The 20,210-nt window shown below is 39.2% G+C and carries 16 protein-coding genes and 1 pseudogene; 5 read left to right on the top strand and 12 right to left on the bottom strand.

Annotated elements, in window-relative coordinates; genetic code table 11:
- The first annotated feature begins 21 nt into the window (after positions 1-21).
- Complete coding sequence (prmC, locus tag FHG85_RS08745; protein WP_173074973.1) at positions 22-882, top strand: peptide chain release factor N(5)-glutamine methyltransferase; 861 nt, start codon at positions 22-24, stop codon at positions 880-882.
- A complete protein-coding gene (locus FHG85_RS08740; protein WP_173074971.1) occupies positions 883-1,368 on the top strand; it encodes a regulatory protein RecX in 486 nt (161 codons plus the stop codon).
- An 8-nt stretch (positions 1,369-1,376) separates the two neighbouring features.
- On the opposite strand, the gene FHG85_RS08735 is transcribed toward FHG85_RS08740, so the two are convergent.
- From FHG85_RS08735 to FHG85_RS13320, 4 genes are all read right to left on the bottom strand, one after another.
- Positions 1,377-3,545, bottom strand: coding sequence for a CotH kinase family protein (locus FHG85_RS08735; protein WP_173074969.1), 2,169 nt, complete (start codon positions 3,543-3,545; stop codon positions 1,377-1,379).
- 116 nt (positions 3,546-3,661) lie between these two features.
- Complete coding sequence (locus FHG85_RS08730; protein ID WP_173074967.1) at positions 3,662-4,738, bottom strand: VOC family protein; 1,077 nt, start codon at positions 4,736-4,738, stop codon at positions 3,662-3,664.
- 2 nt (positions 4,739-4,740) lie between these two features.
- On the bottom strand, positions 4,741-5,538 hold the full coding sequence (locus FHG85_RS08725) for an SDR family oxidoreductase (RefSeq protein ID WP_173074965.1): 798 nt from the start codon (positions 5,536-5,538) through the stop codon (positions 4,741-4,743).
- Between the two features lie 465 nt (positions 5,539-6,003).
- Positions 6,004-6,129, bottom strand: coding sequence for a hypothetical protein (locus FHG85_RS13320; protein WP_262886939.1), 126 nt, complete (start codon positions 6,127-6,129; stop codon positions 6,004-6,006).
- 518 nt (positions 6,130-6,647) lie between these two features.
- Here FHG85_RS13320 and FHG85_RS08720 point away from each other — a divergent pair.
- Positions 6,648-7,859, top strand: coding sequence for an IS256 family transposase (locus tag FHG85_RS08720; protein ID WP_173074963.1), 1,212 nt, complete (start codon positions 6,648-6,650; stop codon positions 7,857-7,859).
- 236 nt (positions 7,860-8,095) lie between these two features.
- On the opposite strand, the gene FHG85_RS08715 is transcribed toward FHG85_RS08720, so the two are convergent.
- The 4 genes from FHG85_RS08715 to FHG85_RS08700 all read right to left on the bottom strand — a co-directional run bounded on the left by FHG85_RS08715 (position 8,096) and on the right by FHG85_RS08700 (position 12,611).
- Positions 8,096-9,265 (bottom strand): HNH endonuclease family protein, encoded by a 1,170-nt coding sequence (locus FHG85_RS08715; RefSeq protein WP_173074961.1) that lies wholly within the window; start codon positions 9,263-9,265, stop codon positions 8,096-8,098.
- A 2-nt stretch (positions 9,266-9,267) separates the two neighbouring features.
- The gene (locus FHG85_RS08710) at positions 9,268-10,395 is read right to left on the bottom strand and encodes an adenine-specific methyltransferase EcoRI family protein (RefSeq protein ID WP_173074959.1); all 1,128 of its coding nucleotides are present in this window, start codon (positions 10,393-10,395) and stop codon (positions 9,268-9,270) included.
- A 170-nt stretch (positions 10,396-10,565) separates the two neighbouring features.
- The gene (locus tag FHG85_RS08705) at positions 10,566-11,522 is read right to left on the bottom strand and encodes a PGN_0703 family putative restriction endonuclease (RefSeq protein ID WP_173074957.1); all 957 of its coding nucleotides are present in this window, start codon (positions 11,520-11,522) and stop codon (positions 10,566-10,568) included.
- A gap of 171 nt (positions 11,523-11,693) precedes the next feature.
- A complete protein-coding gene (locus tag FHG85_RS08700) occupies positions 11,694-12,611 on the bottom strand; it encodes a restriction endonuclease (RefSeq protein ID WP_173074955.1) in 918 nt (305 codons plus the stop codon).
- 614 nt (positions 12,612-13,225) lie between these two features.
- Between FHG85_RS08700 and FHG85_RS13425 the strand changes: the two are divergent.
- A pseudogene (locus tag FHG85_RS13425) lies at positions 13,226-13,408 on the top strand (IS30 family transposase); the annotation flags it as partial.
- A 2-nt stretch (positions 13,409-13,410) separates the two neighbouring features.
- On the opposite strand, the gene FHG85_RS13315 reads toward FHG85_RS13425, so the two are convergent.
- From FHG85_RS13315 to FHG85_RS08685, 4 genes are read right to left on the bottom strand one after another with little or no spacing between them, the layout of a single operon-like run.
- Positions 13,411-13,539, bottom strand: a complete 129-nt coding sequence (locus FHG85_RS13315) for a hypothetical protein (protein WP_262886938.1) — start codon at positions 13,537-13,539, stop codon at positions 13,411-13,413.
- Positions 13,540-13,599: 60 nt separating this feature from the next.
- Positions 13,600-16,056 carry a DUF5686 and carboxypeptidase-like regulatory domain-containing protein gene (locus FHG85_RS08695; RefSeq protein ID WP_173074953.1) on the bottom strand — a complete coding sequence of 819 codons (2,457 nt, stop codon included), beginning with the start codon at positions 16,054-16,056 and terminating at the stop codon, positions 13,600-13,602.
- A gap of 3 nt (positions 16,057-16,059) precedes the next feature.
- Positions 16,060-16,839, bottom strand: a complete 780-nt coding sequence (tatC, locus tag FHG85_RS08690) for a twin-arginine translocase subunit TatC (protein ID WP_173074951.1) — start codon at positions 16,837-16,839, stop codon at positions 16,060-16,062.
- A 16-nt stretch (positions 16,840-16,855) separates the two neighbouring features.
- Positions 16,856-17,818: a KpsF/GutQ family sugar-phosphate isomerase gene (locus FHG85_RS08685; RefSeq protein ID WP_173074949.1), complete on the bottom strand. Its 963-nt coding sequence runs from the start codon at positions 17,816-17,818 to the stop codon at positions 16,856-16,858.
- A gap of 173 nt (positions 17,819-17,991) precedes the next feature.
- On the opposite strand from FHG85_RS08685, the gene recQ reads away from it, so the two are divergent.
- Positions 17,992-20,196 (top strand): DNA helicase RecQ, encoded by a 2,205-nt coding sequence (recQ, locus tag FHG85_RS08680; protein ID WP_173074947.1) that lies wholly within the window; start codon positions 17,992-17,994, stop codon positions 20,194-20,196.
- Positions 20,197-20,210: the final 14 nt, after the last annotated feature.

The raw sequence follows: 20,210 nt of genomic DNA, 5'->3' as shown, positions 1-20,210 counted from the left end.
ATACAAAGTTAGTGAAAATTTATGGAGCCTGTAACCCTGAGCGATATACTAAAGATTATTTCACAAAAACTTGAAGGTGTTTTTAATGCTGACGAAATTCAATCATTGAAAAAACTGATTGTTGAGTCAATCCTAGATATACCCTATCATAGCGTATTTCTTAATCCTAACGATGAAGTAAAACCTGAAAAGTTAAAAGAGTTTGATAGGGTCTTAACTGATATTATTGCTGGGCAACCGGTTCAATACGCTATTGGCTACACCCATTTTTTCGATTTGAAAATAAAAGTAAACCCTTCTGTGCTGATTCCTCGACCCGAGACAGAGGAGTTGGTTTCGTTAGTTGTGAAAGAAAATAGAACTAAAACTCCAACCATTCTTGATATAGGAACAGGCAGCGGATGCATTGCGCTGGCTCTGGCTAATACCATTCCAGATTCTAGGGTGACAGGTATTGATATTTCGGATGATGCCCTTACGCTGGCCAGAGAAAATGCAGAGCTGAATGGTTTGAATGTTAGCTTTATTAAATCTGATATTTTTAATCCCCTTGCGCTTAATAATTTGCATTTCGATATTATTGTTAGCAATCCGCCGTATGTGCGTGAGTCAGAAAAACCACTTATGAAGAGTAATGTGCTTGACCATGAGCCTCATTTAGCCCTTTTTGTTCCCGATGAAAAACCATTGATTTTTTATGAGGCTATTGTAAATTTCGCTTTCAATCACTTAAATCGCGATGGTCAGCTGTATCTTGAAATTAACGAAGCGCTTGGTAATGAGGTGAGTGAACTTCTAAAAAGTAATGGCTTTAATGATGTTAGAATTTTAAACGATTTTAGGGATAGAGTACGTTTTGCTGTAGCAAAATCATCGAATTAAATGAGCAGTTCTCAGAATAGTATAACACCTGAAAAAGCCTTAGAAAGGCTTCAGCGTTTATGTGCACAACGCGAAAAATGTACATACGACCTTATTCAAAAGCTAACTCAATGGGGGGTTGCCCAAAATGATATCAACAAAATAATTACAAGCCTAAAGCACGATGGTTTTGTCGATGATCAGAGATTTGCCAGGCTATATGTAAGAGAAAAAAGTAAGTTCAATAAATGGGGGCCAATTAAGATTAGAACCATGCTATCGGCAAAAAAAATATCAAAAGAGATTATTGATGCTGCTCTAAGTGAGCTTAGCGATGAAAAAACATCCGAAAATCTTTTTGATTTGCTTAAAAAGAAAAAAGTACAGATAAAGGCAAAGAATAGCTATGATTTGCGGAATAAACTTATTCGCTTTGGAGTTTCTCGAGGGTTCCCGTTGGACGATGTTTTTGAAGCTGTTAATCGCTTAATAAATAGTTGGGATTAATCAAAGCCTTAGGTTTTTATAAGCTTAACTGCGCCTAAATATTTCCCATTTAAGTATACTGTGAGTATATAAATCCCCTTTTGAAGGTTTTGGCTTTGAATTCGATATGCAAATGATGTCTCTTCAACATGTTTATTTATCTGCAGTATTGTATTGCCTGAGATAGATGTTAGCTTAATGGTAATTTCTCCTTTTTTAGGTAGAATCACTCTTAAATCAAAATATGCCGAAAATGGATTTGGAATAGCCGATACTAGTATTGTGTCTTTATCATCCATGCAAACTCCGGGTAGGTAGGTGTCGAGCCATTTTATCCTATTGGTGGCAAAGGTTTTGAGGTAGTTTATCTCCTCTTCATAAGTGTTGCCAACAAATGCGTTTGGCCAAACCCATATGCCAATGGAATTAAACGTATTGAAATTTCTAATGCGGGCATCGGAAATTAGAGTGGTCATGCTGTCGATAATGGAATTAATTCCATTGGGAGTGAACAGGCCATCCTGTTTTAGCTTTTCCCAGCGGCAACGAACAAGGTTGTTGAACCTATCATCGGTGGTGAATTTTGCCCACCAGAATGTTGGTTGGAAGTAATCGTCGGGGCTAATCGATTTGTAAATCCAGCCTTCAGGAGAGTCGCCATCGTAGTAGTTGGCATTTCCAAATGAGAGGTCGTAGTCCCAAATCGGCCCAAATGATAGCTTCCCTCCTTTGCTGTCCTTGTCCTTATACAAAAATGTGCTAATACGATAGGCGTCGATGTTTTTGGTGAGCTCATTTACCAAAAAGTAATCGGCAGCCGATTCTAAATCGATGTATCTATAGTAGCCTAAAAAGTAATCGTTCCAGTAGCTTGAGCTGAGTGTGTTTTCAAATGTGGTGACGTAGTTTTTGATATAGCTTTTTTGTGCGGGTTGTATTTGCTCGGGTTTAGGGTAATGCCATAGAAAACTTATAGGTTTTCCATTTGTAGTATATGGCGATTGCCAGCCAAACTCATCAAAGTCGCCCTTGTCAATTTTAATAATGTATCCACCAGTTAGGTCGTCACCTGATATTTCATCTTCTTTAAGTTTGGCAATATCAACTCTATCTTTATCACGGCGAATTTTCTCGATTAGCAGGTAAAGTCCTAAGTATTGGTTGTTAACCATCAGTTCGCAGAAAGCAGTTCTTGGTGCATACCTTCCCATTCGGCGTCCAATTTCGTAGGCTAAGGCATTTCGAATTAACGATTTGTCGTTGTATGGCCCATATAGTGCCCAATCGTTGCCACGAGGCATTCCCATGAGAGCGGAGTCGATGTTTTGGCCTAGCTCATCAATAAGTTCCACGTTGTAACTTTTCTTAGGCCAGTCGTTCCATAACGACGATTGCCCGCGGTACTCAAAATGGATGTAGCCGTTATAGGTATATTCGTTGTCGGTTATGCTGTTTGGTAGAACTTGTTTGTCAACGACTTTCATCTTGGCAACAATCTCATTATCGGATTGAACTGCTTGTCCTTGGGTGTCTATTATTACAATTGGAAGGTTGCTATTTAGTGAAGTTATAGGCGGATTAAACCAGTCGGGTGTTGGACGGAAGTACTTATTGCCAGTGGTAATTCCAAACGATAGGTACGGTATAATACTAAGGTCCGACGAGCTAGTACTCGTATTATGGGCTTCAATAGCCAGAACGTTGACGCCTTCCTTTAAAGCATTGGTTAGCGAATCGCTGTTAATTAAATAATCCGTTGGGAATCCGCCAAGGTACATTGATGCTTCATGATTGACAATCGAAGGTGTATCCCATGCGGCTTTTAGGTCTTTAAGACCTTCGGAGCGTGCTATTTCAACTCCGTTTAGCCATGCAATAAAGGCATCGTCATAATCAACGCTAAGAACGGCCATTGCTATTTCGCTAGCATTTACTACGTTAAAAGTTTTTCTAATACTAACCGATATGCAGTTTTGAATGATTGTAGCATCGTCATCGTCGCCGTAACCAAAACCACCAGAACCGCTTGGCCATATACTATGGTCGAAACTAGGTAAATACCAATCATTTGGAGGCTGCGAAGTGTTTGCCCTGTATCGCCAGGTATCGCTAGGGAAAATAGCAGTTTCCCAGTGGTTAATGGTTTGAGAAAATACGTTTTGAACAAAAAAAATAAAAACAAGCAAGTAGATTCGCATCTATAAAATCTTTACATCAAAATTAGAAAAAGTATTAAGCCAATTTATATGATGAAAGAATTGATGTAGTGATTTTAACAGAAAAGTTAAGGCTACCATTTGGGTAGCCTTTCATGTTAAATGTGTTTAACTCTCTTTAAACTAAGAAGTTTTGTTATCCAGTTAGGAATGGGTTTGTGTGGGTCGCGTTTATCCATGTTGAGTTGAATGCCTAGGGGTTTGATTAGCGGTACGCGATGTGTTTCCACAAACTCAATTAAGGTACCATCAGGATCTTCAATGTATGAAAAATGGCCGGCTGCTTCGCCCATGTCAAAGCTGCCTTTCTCGTTATGCTTAACATTTGAGTTTACTGTAAATGGGAAGCCTTTCTCAACACACTCTTTCTCCAGGTCGTTCATGTTTTTAATATCGAAACACAAATGAATGAATCCAAGGTCTCCCCAAAATCTATCTTTGAATATCTTATTGGGCTCTCGACCAATTACCTGAACCAACTCAATCTCCGATTGGCCAAAGAAGTTGCTGAAACTTCCACTTCTAACTTCAGAATGTGTCAGTAGCATTCTTCGGAACTGCTCGTTGCCGCCAGGAATCTCGCTTAGGTCGTCAAAATTGCCAGTTTTATCATAAATAATGGTATCGTATCCTAAGATATCACGATAAACTTTAAGTGCTGCATCAATATCCGACACTCCTATTATTACACCACCAATGCCAGAGACTGGTTTCTTCTCGTTTTTGAAAACGAAGTTGTGCTGGTAAATTTCAAAGAAGTTACCAAAGGGGTCTCGAATGAAGAAGTGCTCTTCATTTTTGGGGCTCATTGCCAATGGGCTGACGGGTACACCCTTGCTTGAAAAGAATTCGTAGGCCTTTTTAACATCGGGGCATTTAATTTTGGCAGCAAATATACCAAGGTCGCCCAGCTGTAGCTGGAAGTTAGGCATTAGCGGGGTTCTGCCTTTGTATTGCCAAATTTCAAGACCGCCACCACCTTGCATATTAAGAGCAAGCGCAGCATGGCGATGTTGGGGCTGCCCGCCAGTATAGGGTAGCATTAGCTCTGCAACGGTGCTATCCTCAAAAATTCGGATATCAAAACCAAGATATTCTTTATACCACTTCCATGCTTCAGTTAAACTTGAAACACCAATTCCAACTTGCTGAATACCGTAAATTATACTTGACATATTTATGTGGGTTTGATTTTAGTTACTATTCTGAAAAAGAGCCTTGGGAACAGGCGTTTGATATGCACCATAAGTATTTCGCTTTTTCCAATGTAAACCTCGGGTTTGCGCTTTTTTATTGCTCGAATATATCTTTTGGCACATTCTCGGGCAGGCATGCCGTTTTGTTGTCCTGGATCCATAACTCCATGCTTATTGCCTTTTGAGTCGATAGCATGAAGCGAGATGTTGGTTTGGATACGTCCAGGGTAGGCAATGGTTACCGAGATATTGTGCGGTTTTGCTTCGGCCCGGAGGGTTTCAAAGAACCCCTGAATGGCATGTTTAGCTGCAGCATATGCCGAACGAAGTGGGAATCCAAACTTGCCCGATATGCTGCTTGTTGCAGCAATAAAACCTTCGCCGGCTTCAATCATTCCAGGTAGAACCGCTTTGGTAAGTATGACATATGAGAAATAGTCGATTTCCATTATCCTTCTATCAATCTCTACTGGTGTGTCTTTAACCAGCGAACGTTGGCTTATGCCACCATTATTTATAAGAAGATAGATGTTCCCAAAGGTGTTTACAACTGTTTCGGCAGTGCTATTAACCTCTTCGGGTTTTGACAGATCAAAAGGATATTCCTGACAGAATGAAGTGAACTCGCGACACTCATCGGCAACTTTTGATAGCTCCTTGGGATCGTTCGACGATAGTATAAGGTGTGCCCCTTCTTCGGCAAGTAGTAAGGCCAGCTCGCGACCTATCCCCGATGAGGCTCCAGTTATCCAAACAAGACGATTTTTAAAGGAAACCATTGGTTTAATTTATAGCTTGATAATTGAAATTTGTGCCAAATGTAATATTTTTTTAATAAAAGCTAAAGGGGGAGGGGGCTGGTGGTATGAATTGGGAGCCATTGTTATGTAAAAGAATGAGAAGAAGTTAAAAGAAGTTAGAGGAAGTTAGAGGAATGAATGAATCGGAATGATTCGGAAATAATCGGAACGAATCGGAAGTTCATGTGACAATTCTTGAATCCGTCAATGCCGGACAAGTCTTGAATCTGAAATCTTGAATTATTGTCATGCCGAGCGTAGTCGAGGCATCTCTTGTTGAGGAATTTGAGGGAGTTAAAAGAAGTTAGAGGAAGTTAAAGGAATGAATCGGAATGAATCGGAAATATTCGGAAGAACCGTGTTTGGTTTTTAGTTTTTGGTGTTTAGAAAAGTGTGATAAGAATCTACCAATTAATAAAGATTGAAAATTTTGCCCCGTAGGGGCTAAGGAATGGTAGAATTAACAAGCCCCAAAGTGATTTGCGATGCACGGAAGAACCAAGCCAAAGAGCTAATATGAAACGTTGCATCGCAATTTGGATTAATTGCCCAAAGAACCAGTATTGTCATGCCGAGCGTAGTCGAGTCATCTCTTCTTGAAGAATTTGAGGAAGTTAGAAGAAGTTAAAGGAAGTTATAGGAATGAATTAGTCGGAATGATTCGGAAATATTCGGAAGGTGTCGGAAGATTTGAGACCGTGTTTGGTTTTTAGTTTTTGGTGTTTAGAAATGAGTGCTCAGAATCAACCAATTAGTAAAGTTTGAAAACATTGCCCCGTAGGGGCTAAGGAATGGTAGAATTAACAAGACCCAAAGTGATTTGCGATGCACGAAAAAACTACTCCAAAGAGCGAAAATGAAACTTTGCATCGCAATTTAGATTAATTGCCCTAAGAACCAGTTTGTCATGCTGAGCCTGTCGAAGTAGTTCTGCATGAGGAATATGAAGAAGTTAGAGGAAGTTATAGGAATGATACGGAATGACACGGAAATATTCGGAAGGATACGGAAGATAAATACGGGTCTCAACAAATGACGCTATTTAAATAACTGTGTCAAATAAAAAGTTAAATTATAAATTTGACACCATGAAAAGAGAAGAACCATTTGACTATGCAGCCTTTGAAAAAGAGGCGATGGAAAAGCTAAAAGCAGGTACACCGTTAACTGGAGCTGGCGGTATTTTTACACCCTTGATAAAGCGGCTTATCGAGTCCAGTTTGGAGGGGGAACTTGATGCCCACCTGAAAGAAAGCGAGGAGCCCAATCGAAGAAACGGCAAGCTTTCAAAGAGCCTAAGGACCAGCATTGGCCCAATAGAGATCAACACCCCCCGAGACCGTAACAGCAGCTTTGAGCCACAACTGGTCAAGAAGAGACAACGTGTTTTAAACGAGGAACTTGACCGAAAAATCATATCCATGTACGGCTTGGGTCTAAGCTACAGCGATATTCGCAAGCACATGCATGAGATGTATGGCCTGGACACCTCAGAGTCGACAATAACTGCAGTAACCGATCGGGTTGTAGAGGATGTGAAGGAGTGGCAGCGCCGTCCCCTGGAACCGGTTTATCCGCTTGTTTGGATGGATGCCATCCATTTTAAAGTAAAAGAAGAGAACAGGATAGTTACAAAGGCTGTTTACTGCGTTATCGGGGTTAACCGGGAAGGGTTCAAGGATATCCTTGGCATGTATCTTGGGCAGTCAGAAGGGGCGAGCTTCTGGTTGGAGGTTCTGTCGGATTTGAAGGCGCGCGGCGTGAACGATATTCTTATTGCCAGCATCGACAACTTAAAGGGGTTTGCAGAGGCCACCGAGGCCAGCTTCCCGCAGACGGACGTCCAGCTATGTGTAATTCACCAGGTTCGTAACACCATGCGTTTTGTGCCATATAAAGATAGCAAGGCAGTAATGAAAGACATGAAGCAGATTTACAAGGCGCCGAACAGGGAGGCATCAAGACAGGCGCTTGAGGATTTTTGTGCCAAATGGGAATCAAAATACCCATATGCTACAAGAAGCTGGAAGACGAACTGGGAGAGGCTTACCAACTTTTACAAGTACCCGCCTGAAATCAGGAAGCTGATTTACACAACCAACGTCATCGAAAATTTTCATGGCAGGTTAAGAAAGGTAACCAAAACAATACGGCTGTTTAGCAGCGATATGGCGCTAATGAAACTACTCTACCTGGTTCAGAAACAGTTTGTAGCGGACAACTGGCAAAAGCCAATGTTTGCGTGGAGAACAATACAATCACAATTATCAATTATATTTGAAGAGCGATTTACAAAATAGAATTTTTCTTTTTCAAAACCCTTAATTTGTGGAGGGCCTTGAAAAAGAAAAATTATAGAATGACACAGTTTTTTGAATAGACCCCAATACGTCAAAGAACCCTTCAAAATATTAACTTCAAAAAAAACAAAAACCGTCATTAAGTACATAGCTCCGAACCCAGCGGGTGTAGTTCAACACCGACTCTTCGCTGGGCGCTGCACGCCGCTCAGAGTCCTATTTATTGTAGGGCGTTTTTATTTATTACCCTTTGCACGATTGTGCGTCTTGCAAAGCATCTGGCAATTGGAAATATCGCTACTTCCACCTTTGCTCCAAGCAGTAACGTGGTCGGCGTCCATTTCCTTAAATTCATAAATTCTTGCCTTATTAGCATCGTGACCTAAAGCGCAAAGCGGACAATTGGATATTCCTTTTTCTTTAGCCTCTTTTGTTTGTTGTTTATAGGCAGCCCTTTTGGTTGCTTCATCAAATACACGAACATTAAGCAGTTTGGTATCCTTTTCTCCGCCCAGAATATACTCAAATATTCCTTTTCGATTTTTGACATAAGGATCGGCATAAAGAGCTTGTACACGCTCAGAAACCTTTTTCGGATCATACGATTGCTTATGATACTCTTCGTAAAGCCGTCCCCATTCCAAACCGCACATTTCACTCTCCACATCTTCAAACACGGCAGAAACCCAATCTAACACGGTATCAAAATAATTTTTTACCTCTTTAATGTCGGCGTCATACCGATGTGAGCTCATATAATCGCCGATATTGCCTTTACTTACCCAATCAAGAGCCGTATGCCAAAAATCTTGCCGCACAGCACTACCTCTGATATACGCGCTCCATTTTTGAATATTTGGATTCTGACTGTTGCTAAACCACTCTTTCCCCTTTGTTATAAATGGGCCGGAATAGACGGCATTCAGCAATTCTTGCTCGTTAAGCGGTACTCCGACAATATTGATTGTTTTGAACCATTCTTTGATTTCACTCTCTGTTCCTTCACATTCGTAAATCAAAAGTTTGGTTTCGAGAATCTTTTGCTTTTTGTCTTGAGCCATGCCGCTAAAATACTGCTCGTTGCCGTTTTCGTCTTTGATTGCAAACTTGCCGGTTACAAACCGCCCCAAGCTGGTAATGCGTTGCTGCCCGTCCAGCACTTCAAATTTGTCTACGTCCACTTTGTTAAAGTAAATCAGACCCAACGGATAACTTTTCAAAACCGACTCAATTACCGCCTGTTCCCTTTTTCCGCCATCGGATGCGTAGATGTAGTTGCGCTGATATTCCGGCTGAATGGTCAGTTTACCGGCAAGCCCAAAAAGCCCTTTACCTTCAAGTTCGCTATATACAAAACCTTCGCAAATTTGCTCAATTGTAATATCGGTTTTTAGTGTAGTTATCATAATTATTCCTTATGTTTGATAAAAAGTCTGGTATACATACGCTTCCCGTCTATATAACCTCTATCAATCTTACCCTTCCATTTAGGATTTACCAATTCCGGCAACAGTCCTTCCTTAACATAATAATCGCTGCCAACAATATCAAACTGCTCCGGATTATATTTGTCTAAGAAACTAATCGGCACTCCCATCACGCCATCATAATCACCGGGGATGGCTTTGGTGTAGGGCACTTCAATGGCATCGTAGTTATCGTATTTTTTGTAGCTGTTAGGATTCTTCTGGATTTTTTTGTTGAATTTAAGATTGTCCGCCATGGTCATTAAAGGCAACGGCTGATGACGGCGTCCATGGTCAAGATTGGTGAACCATCGTACACCTTTGACTCGTATAAATTTCCTTCCTTTCCCATCAATTCTATATCCAGCAGCATGTAAAGGATAATAATCTGGGACTTGAAATTCACGATCGCCACTGGATATAGTTGGACCTAACCACATTTTGTTTTCCTTAATTAAAGGAAAAATCTCTTTGTAAGTAGTAGCATTCATATTTCCAATAATCAAGAACTTCTTTTTATACTCAAACAGTTGCGCCACATACTCGCGGAAAAGTGAAAACGGTGGATTTGTAACGACAATATCGGACTGTTTTAGTAGTTCTATGCACTCCTCGCTACGAAAATCGCCATCCTCTTTTAATGGCGCCCATTCGTTGTTTTTGTTGGCTTTAAGCTGTGCAGCAATATCTTCCAAATTAAACTCACCGTCTTGATTGTAATCGCCTACTTCGTTGATAATAAAACGATTTGCCGTTACTTTCGGACGGCCTTTTTGTTGTGGCAAGGTTTGGTCGTCGCCAAACAAACTCAACTGCGTATTGGCAATCGGCGACGGCTTGTAACTGGTAGTTATCAAACGCTTCAAACCTAGTTTTTCGAAATTCAGCACAAAATACCGGAAAAAATTACTTTCGTACGGATCATCGCAATTACAATAAACTGTTTTTCCTCGGAATGTATCCGGATTATATTCCAAGTATGCTTCTACTTCTTTTTGAATATCTTGATATTGCGTATAAAACTCATCGTTTTTCGCCGCTTTTGCTTTTATGAGGTCTTTATTTGCCATTGTCTTCCCTTATTATTAATTCGTTTTGTCCCGTTTTTCTAATGCCCTACAACGGTTGGCGGTATGAAAAGTTGCCGATTACGGGCGATTTCCTGTCAAGTTACACAAAAGTTGGAGCGGGCTACAATCCTTGAATAACCTACTGTCCCGGCAATTTTTTATACCGCGTGTTAGCCATTTGTTGCTTTTTTTAATCCATATTTTAATTCAAATTCATTTATCCAGTCATTGTGTCTACCAGTACTTTCAATTGAAAGAACAATCTCTTGGATAGTAACTAAAACTATTCTGTCCTTGTATTTATCAGGAACGAACTCAGTTAGTAATGGTATTAATCCACGAACTTTTTCCCCATTTTGATAATTAAAAACTGGACTACGTTCATCTGAAAGCAAAACAAAATAGCCGTCTTTATCAATACTCAATAAAATCTCTCTAAAGAACTGATAGTAATTTACTAAAATACAAATCTTTTCATTCTTTAATTTCTCATTGAAGCCATATTTTTCAATTAACCTCCAATATTTCCTTCCGATGAAATGCAAAAAACATTCTTGTAAATTATCAATAGGATTTCCTCCAGCGCAATCTCCTTTTTTAAAAACAGAACAACCTCCAAATTCTGCTTCGACTAATTTGCTTTCAATAAATATCTTTGGTCTATTTTCCGTGTCAAAAAGAACTAAGTCAATTGAAGTGGGTTGCCCTGTATCTTCATTAAAAACAGTCCTGTCTTCATATTCAAATTGTGCTTTTTTTAATTTGTTAACAATCCCCTTAGCATCAAGTAGGGCAGTCAAAGGAGTCAAATCGTTTCGTGTAATTAAAGGTCCAATTAAATTAAAGACCATCGCTTGACTACTCAATCCGTGATGTGCGTACTTGTGAAGTGGAAATGGTTTATTATTCTTTTCACTCTCATTTTTGAAATTCTCAATGTAATCAGCAACTTCCGATAAAATGATATTATTTCGCCAGTTGTCTAATGAGTCCAAACAATATGGCATTTTGCTATGAACTTGGAATCTATTTTTAATAAACCATTCAGATGATGATTTTCTTAATTCTGATTCAAATTCAGTATGTCGTGGATAAATCCATTCTTTCGCTTTTTGTCTACTATTCATAGTTTTGTGGTCTTTTTGCAATAATGGCTAACGGTTAGTACATGTTGCGGAGCGGATTTCGGAGAGCGTTCATGTCCGCCAGGACTGAACTGCGATGCGAGAATCCGCGGTTGGCATACCTCCGAACCCCGCCCTGCAATATGTACTTTGTTACCACCAGTATTTTATTTTTTATTCTTCAAAATAGTCAGAGTCAATACGTTTAAGTTCGTAAATTGATTGAGTTGATAAACCAACATTAAATTCAAACATCAAATCTGTTAACCGCTCTCCGTCTATTAGAATTATTTTATGTTCTATACTTTCTACAAAGTCAAATGCACTTTTAGGAAAATTGGACGTTGTTATAAAAATTCCTTTTCTTGCTTTTTTTGATAACAACGCTCCTGCAAAATCTCTGATTTCTCTCACGGGCACAGTATTTTCCCATCTTTTTGCCTGAATGTAAATTGTATCAAGCCCAAGTTTATCTTCTTTTATTATTCCATCAATTCCTCCGTCTCCCGTTTTTCCTAATGCTTTTCCTGCATCTTTTCTTGAACCGCCGTACCCCATTTTAGTCAGCATGTCAATTACCAGTTTTTCAAAAAATTCAGGAGAACAACCCTTAATTGTGTCAAGCAAATCTCTTGAAAGGTCATTTTTTAGTTTTAGATATGCGTATTCTAAAGCTTCTTCAGGAGTTTTATTAGATTCTTCATTTTCTTGATTTTCCTGCTCGGAACTTTCTGTTTCGTTTTTTACCGTTATTGACTGCTTAAACTCTTTAAATGCTTTAAAATTTTCCAAGTCTTTTGTTCTTAGTTCTTTTGGATTAGATTTTAAAAAATTAAGTCCTAATTCTGTAATGTGGTAAGAACCTCTTTTTTCTGTTTTTAACAAATTTGCCTTTTCTAAATAAAATTTTGCCCAACCCACGCGATTGTCAAAAATGGCTTGCGACCCACTTGGTAATAATTCTTTTCTTTCGTCATCGGTTAAGTTAAAATGAACAGAAAGAATTTCAATTAACTCTCTTAATTTATGAGTTTTTTTGTCACTCATAGTTTTTAAAAGAGGTAGCATTATTGTTTGATAGTCAGGAATCATTGGTTAGTATTTTTGCTGTTTTTGGTTCTTCATTTAATATTGGTGGTAACGTTCGTATATCTCCCATTGTTGTTATCCTGACAATTTGGAGTAATAACATCAATTGTTGTTATATTTACTGTATTCGGGCTATACCTTTTTTGAATAAGCAAATCTTTATATTGTTTTAAAACATCTGCCATGGCATTCGTTCTATCTAGTTGCTTTACCTAGCTCCCAAATGTTATATAACAAATTTAAAAAAATTAGTTAATCAAAATGTTTAATTACCAATACTTTTTTTTAAGATTCCCCCGTTCGGCTGAGGCTATACGCCTTAGTCGAATCCATCTCTTCGGGCTCTGCCCGGTAAATATAGCTAATTGTACGTTTTCTCCAACGTTCGGCTTAGGCTCCGCCTAAGTCTAAACCATTCTTGCTGGCTCTGCCAGTGAAATTGCAATAGCAGGAAAACTCAGGCACAACCAGAAAAAATAGTTGGAGTTACAAATCCGCGCGAACGGGGGAAGAACTAGGGTGTAGTTACAATCTACTACAAAGAAAGCGTAAATGCAATCTACGCTAAGCTTCTTGTTCTTTTATTCTTTTGGTTTCAGACTACGCTTAGCAATGGGGGTTTAAGTGAGAACTCTAATAAATTAATTAGACAGAACATCCCTAAAAAATCAAATTTTGATAACTTTGATTCAGATTTTGTAAAACAGGTACAACATAAAATAAACAGAAGACTAAGGAAGAATTTGCATTTTAGTACTCCAAAAACTGAGTTCTTTAAATGTGTCGCATTTGCTTGTTGAATTTACGGTTTTCTTTCTGAGAGGCTAAATGCCATTTTTTTTATCTGGTTAAACCCATTTAGTTTAATTCTAATTAGGTTCTCTTCCGATGGGCAGTCCATCTTCTTAATCTCAAAAGTCGATTTTTTCACTTTTTGGCACTTTGGTTCTTAAAATGGAAAGGTTAAGAGTAGTAAGGAACGTTCGGATAGCTAAAAAATTATCTGAAGTCCCACTCTAATCCCAAAGGGTTCGATATTGGGATTATCCAAATGGGTTAGGCGCCAGAGCGCATCAACCCTAAATACCTTAAAAATGTTTTCAACACCGGCACTTAGCTCTATGTAGGGTTTTGAAACTTCACCTAAACCAGTTGGAAACTGGAGCACATCTTTGTTTTGTTGGCTTATACTGCCAACTAGATATTTGGCAGTTGCAACTTCGCGCCATTTTAGCCTACGAATAAGCGGAAAACGGTTTAGGAAAAATCCTTGAAAGTGATGCTCATAGTAGAAGCTAGCATACTGGTCCGAAGCAAACTCGTAGTAGTTCATCATGTTAAAGGCGTACCTGTCGAATGCGTAAGTTTCGTTACCTTCGTGTAGCTGAAGCAAAGGGTAGGGGACCTTACCGAATATTTTCCCGGCATCAATAATTAACCTTGCATAGCCAATGGGGTTAACGTTGAACTTGTGGTAGTAGTTTAGGTGTAGCTTCCAGAAATCGTAATCGGAACCGGCAAAACCTTTAATCGATTTTGTGATATCAAAGTTGACCTCAGGCCAATCGCTACCGAGGCTCACCTTTTCAAATTCACCGGAAACATAGCGCTCATCCTTTATCCATCTTGTATTTAACGTTACCGTTGATGTAGTAATATTGCTTAAGCTGCTTCCATCGGCCACTGAAACAAATGGGATGAATTGTGTTGGATAAATAATACGATGACTAACCGTTATTTTGTTTGATAGCCCAACGAACCACTCCTTCTCAAAATATGCCGTAAAGTCCTTTACAAGGGTGAGCTTGTTGTTTGGGTTACGACGTAGAAATGAGGTTAGTATATTGTCTTCGGTTAGCGCATAGGGGCTTTGCCCGAGCTGCTCAATGTCGCTTTTATAGCGCACGCTGAGAGCGACACGTGGGTTTTTATTAATCATGTAAAGCGAACCAACTCCCCATTTAAAGCGGTTATCCTTATCGCCATAGGCTAAAAATCCGTCAAGCATAACCTTTTTGCTAAACTTATTGCTTGTTCTGCCCGAGATTTTAAAGCGATTGCCCTCAATTTCGTTAAAGCTGTAAGTCTGGTAGTATGGTCCAATTTCCCAGTATCCCACCACGTAGTAGTAGTTTACAAACATATTAATGATATCGATAAATGTTTTGTACATGGGTACTTGTTGAATGGAATCGACCATTTGGTATATTCCAGCTTCACGAGGTGTTAGCTCAAAGGGGCGAGCATCTGCCCAAAAGTCCTCTTTTTGGTTAAGAGCGCCCTCCTCAACCTGAAGGTTGGTTGGCATTTCTGAAACCTCTTCGGGGAATGGGGCATTTAGCTTAACATCGCTGTACGAAATGGTTTTATGACCAAAGAATCCGGTTGTTTTATCGGTTAGGTTAAAATCGACAAAAAGGGTGAGCTGCTTGGGGAACCAAATGGAATCGTTTATGGGAACATATTCCGAAGTGGCAACCATGTCGTTTACAAAGTTAAGGTTAACCATGTCCGACAACCTGATTTGAGCCTTTACGATTGCCCAGGTGCTATCGTTTACCCAGAAATCGCCAGTAAAAGTTGGCTCCATCTTACGTCGCGGTTTAAAGGTGATTTGGTAGCACCAACGGTTACCAATGAACATGCTATCAAGAAGTATATACTTGTAAAACAGCAGCCCTGAATTAGAAATTGGGCTAACCAGCCCTTGGTCGAATATGTTTATGTAGTTGTCGTAAATGTTTACGTTCTGATAGATTTTACCCGTAAACTGGGCAACGCTTTCGTTGTTTACACCCGACATCTTTGTTGCCTTAATAATTTCCTTTTCCATTTTTGGGTCGGCGCTGTGGTAGTAATCCGATATGGACTCAGTAATAAAAATGGGTAGGTATGTTTTTCCGGTTACCGCATTTGTATCCACGTAGTTCCAAATAAAATCAAACTGTTTAAAAACTTTTCGTTTCTTAATATCGTCATCAATATTGTTGATATCTACCTGGATTTTGTTATAGCTTTTACAGCTATAGGTGTACTTTTCGGGGTTATTCCTATCCTTGTTTTTAATAATGTTCCTTATAATTCTGTTTGCTTGACTCTCTCCAGGTTTAACAATAACGGCTTCGAGTTCTACTGCATCGGGCTTTAGCTCAACTTTTAGCTCTTGGTAAACACCTTTCCTTATTTTAATGGTTTCTGTTTTGTAACCTACAAAAGAAATTATAAGGGTGTCGGCGGTAGAACGAGTTTCAAGAAAAAATTCACCTTTATCCGAAGTGATAGTACCAATGGCTGTATTTTTAAACGAAACATTTACGTATGGCAACGGTTCTTTGGTTTCGGCATCGAGCACGGTTCCTCTTATCTTGGTTATTTGTCCCTGACCAAAACCTAATAATGAAATTCCTAATAGAACAATAAAGGCTATATATTTTTTGAAAAATCTCATAATCTAATTAGTGGGTTTTGAAACAAAAATGCTTAGCTCGTAAAGCAACCAAAGGGGCAGCGCTACAATAATCATACTAAATACGTCTGGTGGTGTAATTATGGCAGATAATGTCAGAACGATAACAAACACAATGGCTCGATTTCTTACTAATACTTTTCTGTCTATAAGATGCCATTTGGTCAGTAAATGAACTATAAGTGGAAGTTGAAACCCAATTCCCATAGCAAAGATTGTTTGGACAACGGTATTTATAAACGATTGAATGGCGATATGGTTTAAAATTTTGCTACTGACACTATAAGTGGCTAGAAAATGAACAGCAATGGGTGCAATTATAAAGTAACCAAAGGCTATTCCTAAAACAAAGAGAAAGATAGTTGAGAGCAGAAATAGTTTTGAAACTTTTTGTTCTGTTTTTGTTAGTGCTGGCATAATGAAATTCAATAATGCCTTTATGGAGTATGGCGCTGCGAGGGTTATCCCTCCCCAAATTGCAATTTTAATGTGAAGCATAAACTGCCCCGATAGCTCAATGTTTATAAAACCTATTTGAGAGCTATTAATGCACAATTCTGTTAGGTTTAATGATTTGCTTAAGTTGCAAAGAAGTCGATTTGTTATGAACTGAGGGCTAGATACATGTATGATTAGATTTAGGAGATGCTCTCCCGTAATAAAAGCTACAAGACTTCCAAGGGTAATGGCAATGAAAATTTTAAGCAGAACAATTCGAAGCTCTGCAAGGTGCTCAAGAATGGTCATTTCCGACCTTTTTGCCATGAACTTTAAGAGTTGGTTAGACTATGCCTTCCCGAAGGATATCGTGGATGTGAATTACACCCAAGTACTTATTGTTCTCAACTACAAGAAGTTGAGTTATTTTATGTTGCTCCATTAGGTTGAACGCATTTATTGCCAGTTCGTCGGGTGTAATGGTTTTAGGATTAACCGACATGATTTCCTTTGCTGTAATTCCTTCTGTGCTTATGTTTTTTTGTAGCATTCGGCGTAAATCGCCATCGGTTATGATGCCCTGCAACTTTCCATTATTGTCAAGCACAGCAGTTGCACCCAACCGTTTACTTGATATCTCAATGATTACAGATGGTAGGGTATCATCCAAATTTACTTTAGGAACGTTTTCTTGAGTGTAAATATCTGATACACGCATATAAAGTTTTTTCCCCAACGACCCTCCCGGGTGGAATCTGGCAAAATCGGCAGGTGTAAAGCCGCGTAATTTTAAGAGACACACGGCAATAGCATCGCCAATGACTAGTTGTGCGGTTGTGCTAGATGTTGGTGCTAAATTATTTGGGCAGGCCTCTCGTTCAACAGTAGCTCTAATAACATAATCGGCTTTTTGTGCCAAGTAAGAATTAGTGTTTGAAACAATGCCAACCAATCTATTTCCTAAATTTTTGATTAAGGGAACAAGAACCTTTATTTCTGGGGTATTCCCGCTTTTTGACAGGCAAATAATAATATCATCGGGTTGAATTATTCCTAAATCCCCATGAATGGCATCGGCAGCATGCATAAAAATAGCGGGGGTTCCAGTGGAATTAAGTGTTGCAACTATTTTGCTTGCTATAATTGCACTTTTGCCAATTCCTGTAACAATAACGCGTCCTTTACCGTTAAAGATTTCGTGAATTGTTTTTTCAAAATTATCGTCGATGTAGTTGGCAAGTTGCTCAATAGCAGCGGCTTCGCTTTTTATTGTGTCAATGGCAAGACTTTTTATTTGTTCGTTCATTATGTACCTTTTTTTTCTAATTTTGTGACTTTATTGTTAAAAGACACTAAACGTAACAATGTTTGACTAAAAACCTATATCTTTATTACTAAGCAAAAGTATTGAATTTTTAATTTAGCAGTAGTCAAAACTTATTAACAAAAGTTAAATACCAGAAAGAGGAAGTAAAGGAAATGAAGATAGATGCATCGGAAATATCGTTAAAAGAATACCTGAATAAATACTTTGGGTTTAATACTTTCAAAGGTAACCAGGAAGCTATAATAAGAAATGTTCTGGCGGGGAACGACACGTTTGTGCTTATGCCAACGGGTGGTGGAAAATCTTTATGCTATCAGCTTCCAGCTCTTATTCTTGATGGTACAGCAATAATTATTTCTCCTTTAATTGCTCTGATGAAGAATCAGGTAGATAATATGCGCAGCTTTGTGATAGATGAGGGTGTTGCCCATTTCTTGAATTCTTCGCTCAATAAAACCCAAATTCAAAAGGTTAAGGACGATATTATGGCGGGCAAAACCAAAATGCTTTATGTGGCGCCCGAATCGCTTACTAAAGAGGAGAATGTTCAGTTTTTAAGGCAGGCCAAAATATCATTTTACGCCATTGACGAAGCACACTGTATATCGGAATGGGGACACGATTTTCGCCCAGAATATCGACGTATTCGACCAATAATTAATGAGATTGGGAATGCGCCTATCATTGCCCTTACCGCTACAGCAACTCCCAAGGTTCAACACGATATACAGAAAAACCTTAGTATGCTTGAGGCAAACGTATTCAAATCATCTTTTAATCGCCCCAATCTTTACTATGAAGTTAGACCTAAACGTAATGCTGTTAAGGAGATAATCAAGTATATAAAGAATAATCCTGGCAAATCGGGAATCATTTACTGCTTAAGCCGAAAAAAGGTTGAGGAGCTAGCAGAGGTGCTTCAGGTTAATGGTATAAAAGCATTACCTTACCATGCGGGTATGGATGCCAATACTCGCTCTGGTAACCAGGATAAGTTCCTGATGGAGGAGGTTGATGTTATTGTGGCTACCATTGCATTTGGTATGGGCATCGATAAACCCGATGTTCGGTATGTAATCCATTACGATATTCCTAAGAGTTTGGAAGGATATTACCAGGAAACTGGTCGTGCTGGCCGCGATGGAGGCGAAGGTCAGTGTATCACTTTTTACAGCTATAAGGATATCCAGAAACTCGAAAAGTTTATGCAGGGGAAACCCGTTTCTGAACAAGAAATTGGGAAGCAGCTCTTGCTTGAAACTGTTTCCTATGCAGAGTCGTCCATTTGTCGACGTAAAACCTTGCTAAACTATTTTGGTGAGGAGTACACCGAGGAAAATTGTGGTTCTTGCGATAACTGCTTAAATCCCAAAACCCAATTCGACGGGCAGGAAGAGCTTCAAATGGTTTTGGAAACTATATTAGCAGTAAACCAAAAATTTAAGGGCGACCATATTGTTAACATTCTAATAGGTAACGTAACTGCCGCTATCAAATCATATAAGCATAATCAGCTCGACACTTTTGGTCAGGGTGCCGAGAAGGACCCCATGTTTTGGAATTCAATCATTCGTCAGGCATTGGTAATGAAGTATATCGACAAAGATATTGAAAATTACGGCTTGCTTATGGTAACTGAGAAAGGCAAAGAGTATTTGGAAAATCCTCACGAGGTAATGTTTACCTTAGACGAACGCTACGAGGATGGCGACGACGATGATGCAATTGGTTTATCGCCCGATAAATCGGGTGGGGGAGGAGCAGACGATGAGCTGCTTAGCATGCTTAAAGAACTTCGTAAGAAGATGGCTAAAAAACTTAATCTTCCTCCTTTTGTTATTTTCCAAGACCCTTCGCTTGAGGATATGGCCATTCAATACCCCGTAACTATTGATGAACTCCAGAATATCTCTGGTGTGGGTGCTGGTAAAGCCAGAAAGTTTGGAAAGGAGTTTGTAGAGCTTATCAAGGCCTATGTTGAGGAGAAAGAGATTATTAGGCCTCAGGATATGGTGGTTAAGTCTGTGGCTAGTAAGTCGATGCTAAAAGTCTATATCATTCAAAGTATCGACCGTAAACTCGATTTAGAGGACATTGCCGAAGCTAAGAATCTTGAGATGGATGAACTGCTTAACGAAATTGAAGCTATTGTAAACTCTGGTACTAAAATCAATATTGACTATTACATCGATAGGGTAATTGATGAGGACAAGCAGGATGAGATTTACGACTACTTCCGGAACGAGGCAGAGTCAGAGAGCATCGAAGAGGCAATTGAGGCTTTAGATGATGATGATATTACAGAGGAAGAAATCCGGTTGATGCGAATTAAGTTCATGTCCGAAATGGGTAACTAAATGTATTAAAATGG

Source organism: Tenuifilum thalassicum (genome assembly GCF_013265555.1).
GTDB lineage: Bacteria > Bacteroidota > Bacteroidia > Bacteroidales > Tenuifilaceae > Tenuifilum > Tenuifilum thalassicum.
This window is presented reverse-complemented; position numbering and strand designations above follow the sequence as displayed.

Excerpts from the sequence above, each read along its gene's own strand:
- FHG85_RS08710 (WP_173074959.1), bottom strand. The coding sequence starts at position 10,395 with ATGGCAAATAAAGACCTCATAAAAGCAAAAGCGGCGAAAAACGATGAG.
- FHG85_RS08685 (WP_173074949.1), bottom strand. The coding sequence starts at position 17,818 with ATGAACGAACAAATAAAAAGTCTTGCCATTGACACAATAAAAAGCGAA.
- FHG85_RS08695 (WP_173074953.1), bottom strand. The coding sequence starts at position 16,056 with ATGAGATTTTTCAAAAAATATATAGCCTTTATTGTTCTATTAGGAATT.
- FHG85_RS08700 (WP_173074955.1), bottom strand. The coding sequence starts at position 12,611 with ATGATTCCTGACTATCAAACAATAATGCTACCTCTTTTAAAAACTATG.
- FHG85_RS08705 (WP_173074957.1), bottom strand. The coding sequence starts at position 11,522 with ATGAATAGTAGACAAAAAGCGAAAGAATGGATTTATCCACGACATACT.
- FHG85_RS08725 (WP_173074965.1), bottom strand. The coding sequence starts at position 5,538 with ATGGTTTCCTTTAAAAATCGTCTTGTTTGGATAACTGGAGCCTCATCG.
- FHG85_RS08730 (WP_173074967.1), bottom strand. The coding sequence starts at position 4,738 with ATGTCAAGTATAATTTACGGTATTCAGCAAGTTGGAATTGGTGTTTCA.
- FHG85_RS13320 (WP_262886939.1), bottom strand. The coding sequence starts at position 6,129 with ATGACAATACTGGTTCTTTGGGCAATTAATCCAAATTGCGATGCAACG.
- tatC (WP_173074951.1), bottom strand. The coding sequence starts at position 16,839 with ATGGCAAAAAGGTCGGAAATGACCATTCTTGAGCACCTTGCAGAGCTT.
- recQ (WP_173074947.1), top strand. The coding sequence starts at position 17,992 with ATGAAGATAGATGCATCGGAAATATCGTTAAAAGAATACCTGAATAAA.
- FHG85_RS08740 (WP_173074971.1), top strand. The coding sequence starts at position 883 with ATGAGCAGTTCTCAGAATAGTATAACACCTGAAAAAGCCTTAGAAAGG.
- prmC (WP_173074973.1), top strand. The coding sequence starts at position 22 with ATGGAGCCTGTAACCCTGAGCGATATACTAAAGATTATTTCACAAAAA.
- FHG85_RS08715 (WP_173074961.1), bottom strand. The coding sequence starts at position 9,265 with ATGATAACTACACTAAAAACCGATATTACAATTGAGCAAATTTGCGAA.
- FHG85_RS08720 (WP_173074963.1), top strand. The coding sequence starts at position 6,648 with ATGAAAAGAGAAGAACCATTTGACTATGCAGCCTTTGAAAAAGAGGCG.
- FHG85_RS08735 (WP_173074969.1), bottom strand. The coding sequence starts at position 3,545 with ATGCGAATCTACTTGCTTGTTTTTATTTTTTTTGTTCAAAACGTATTT.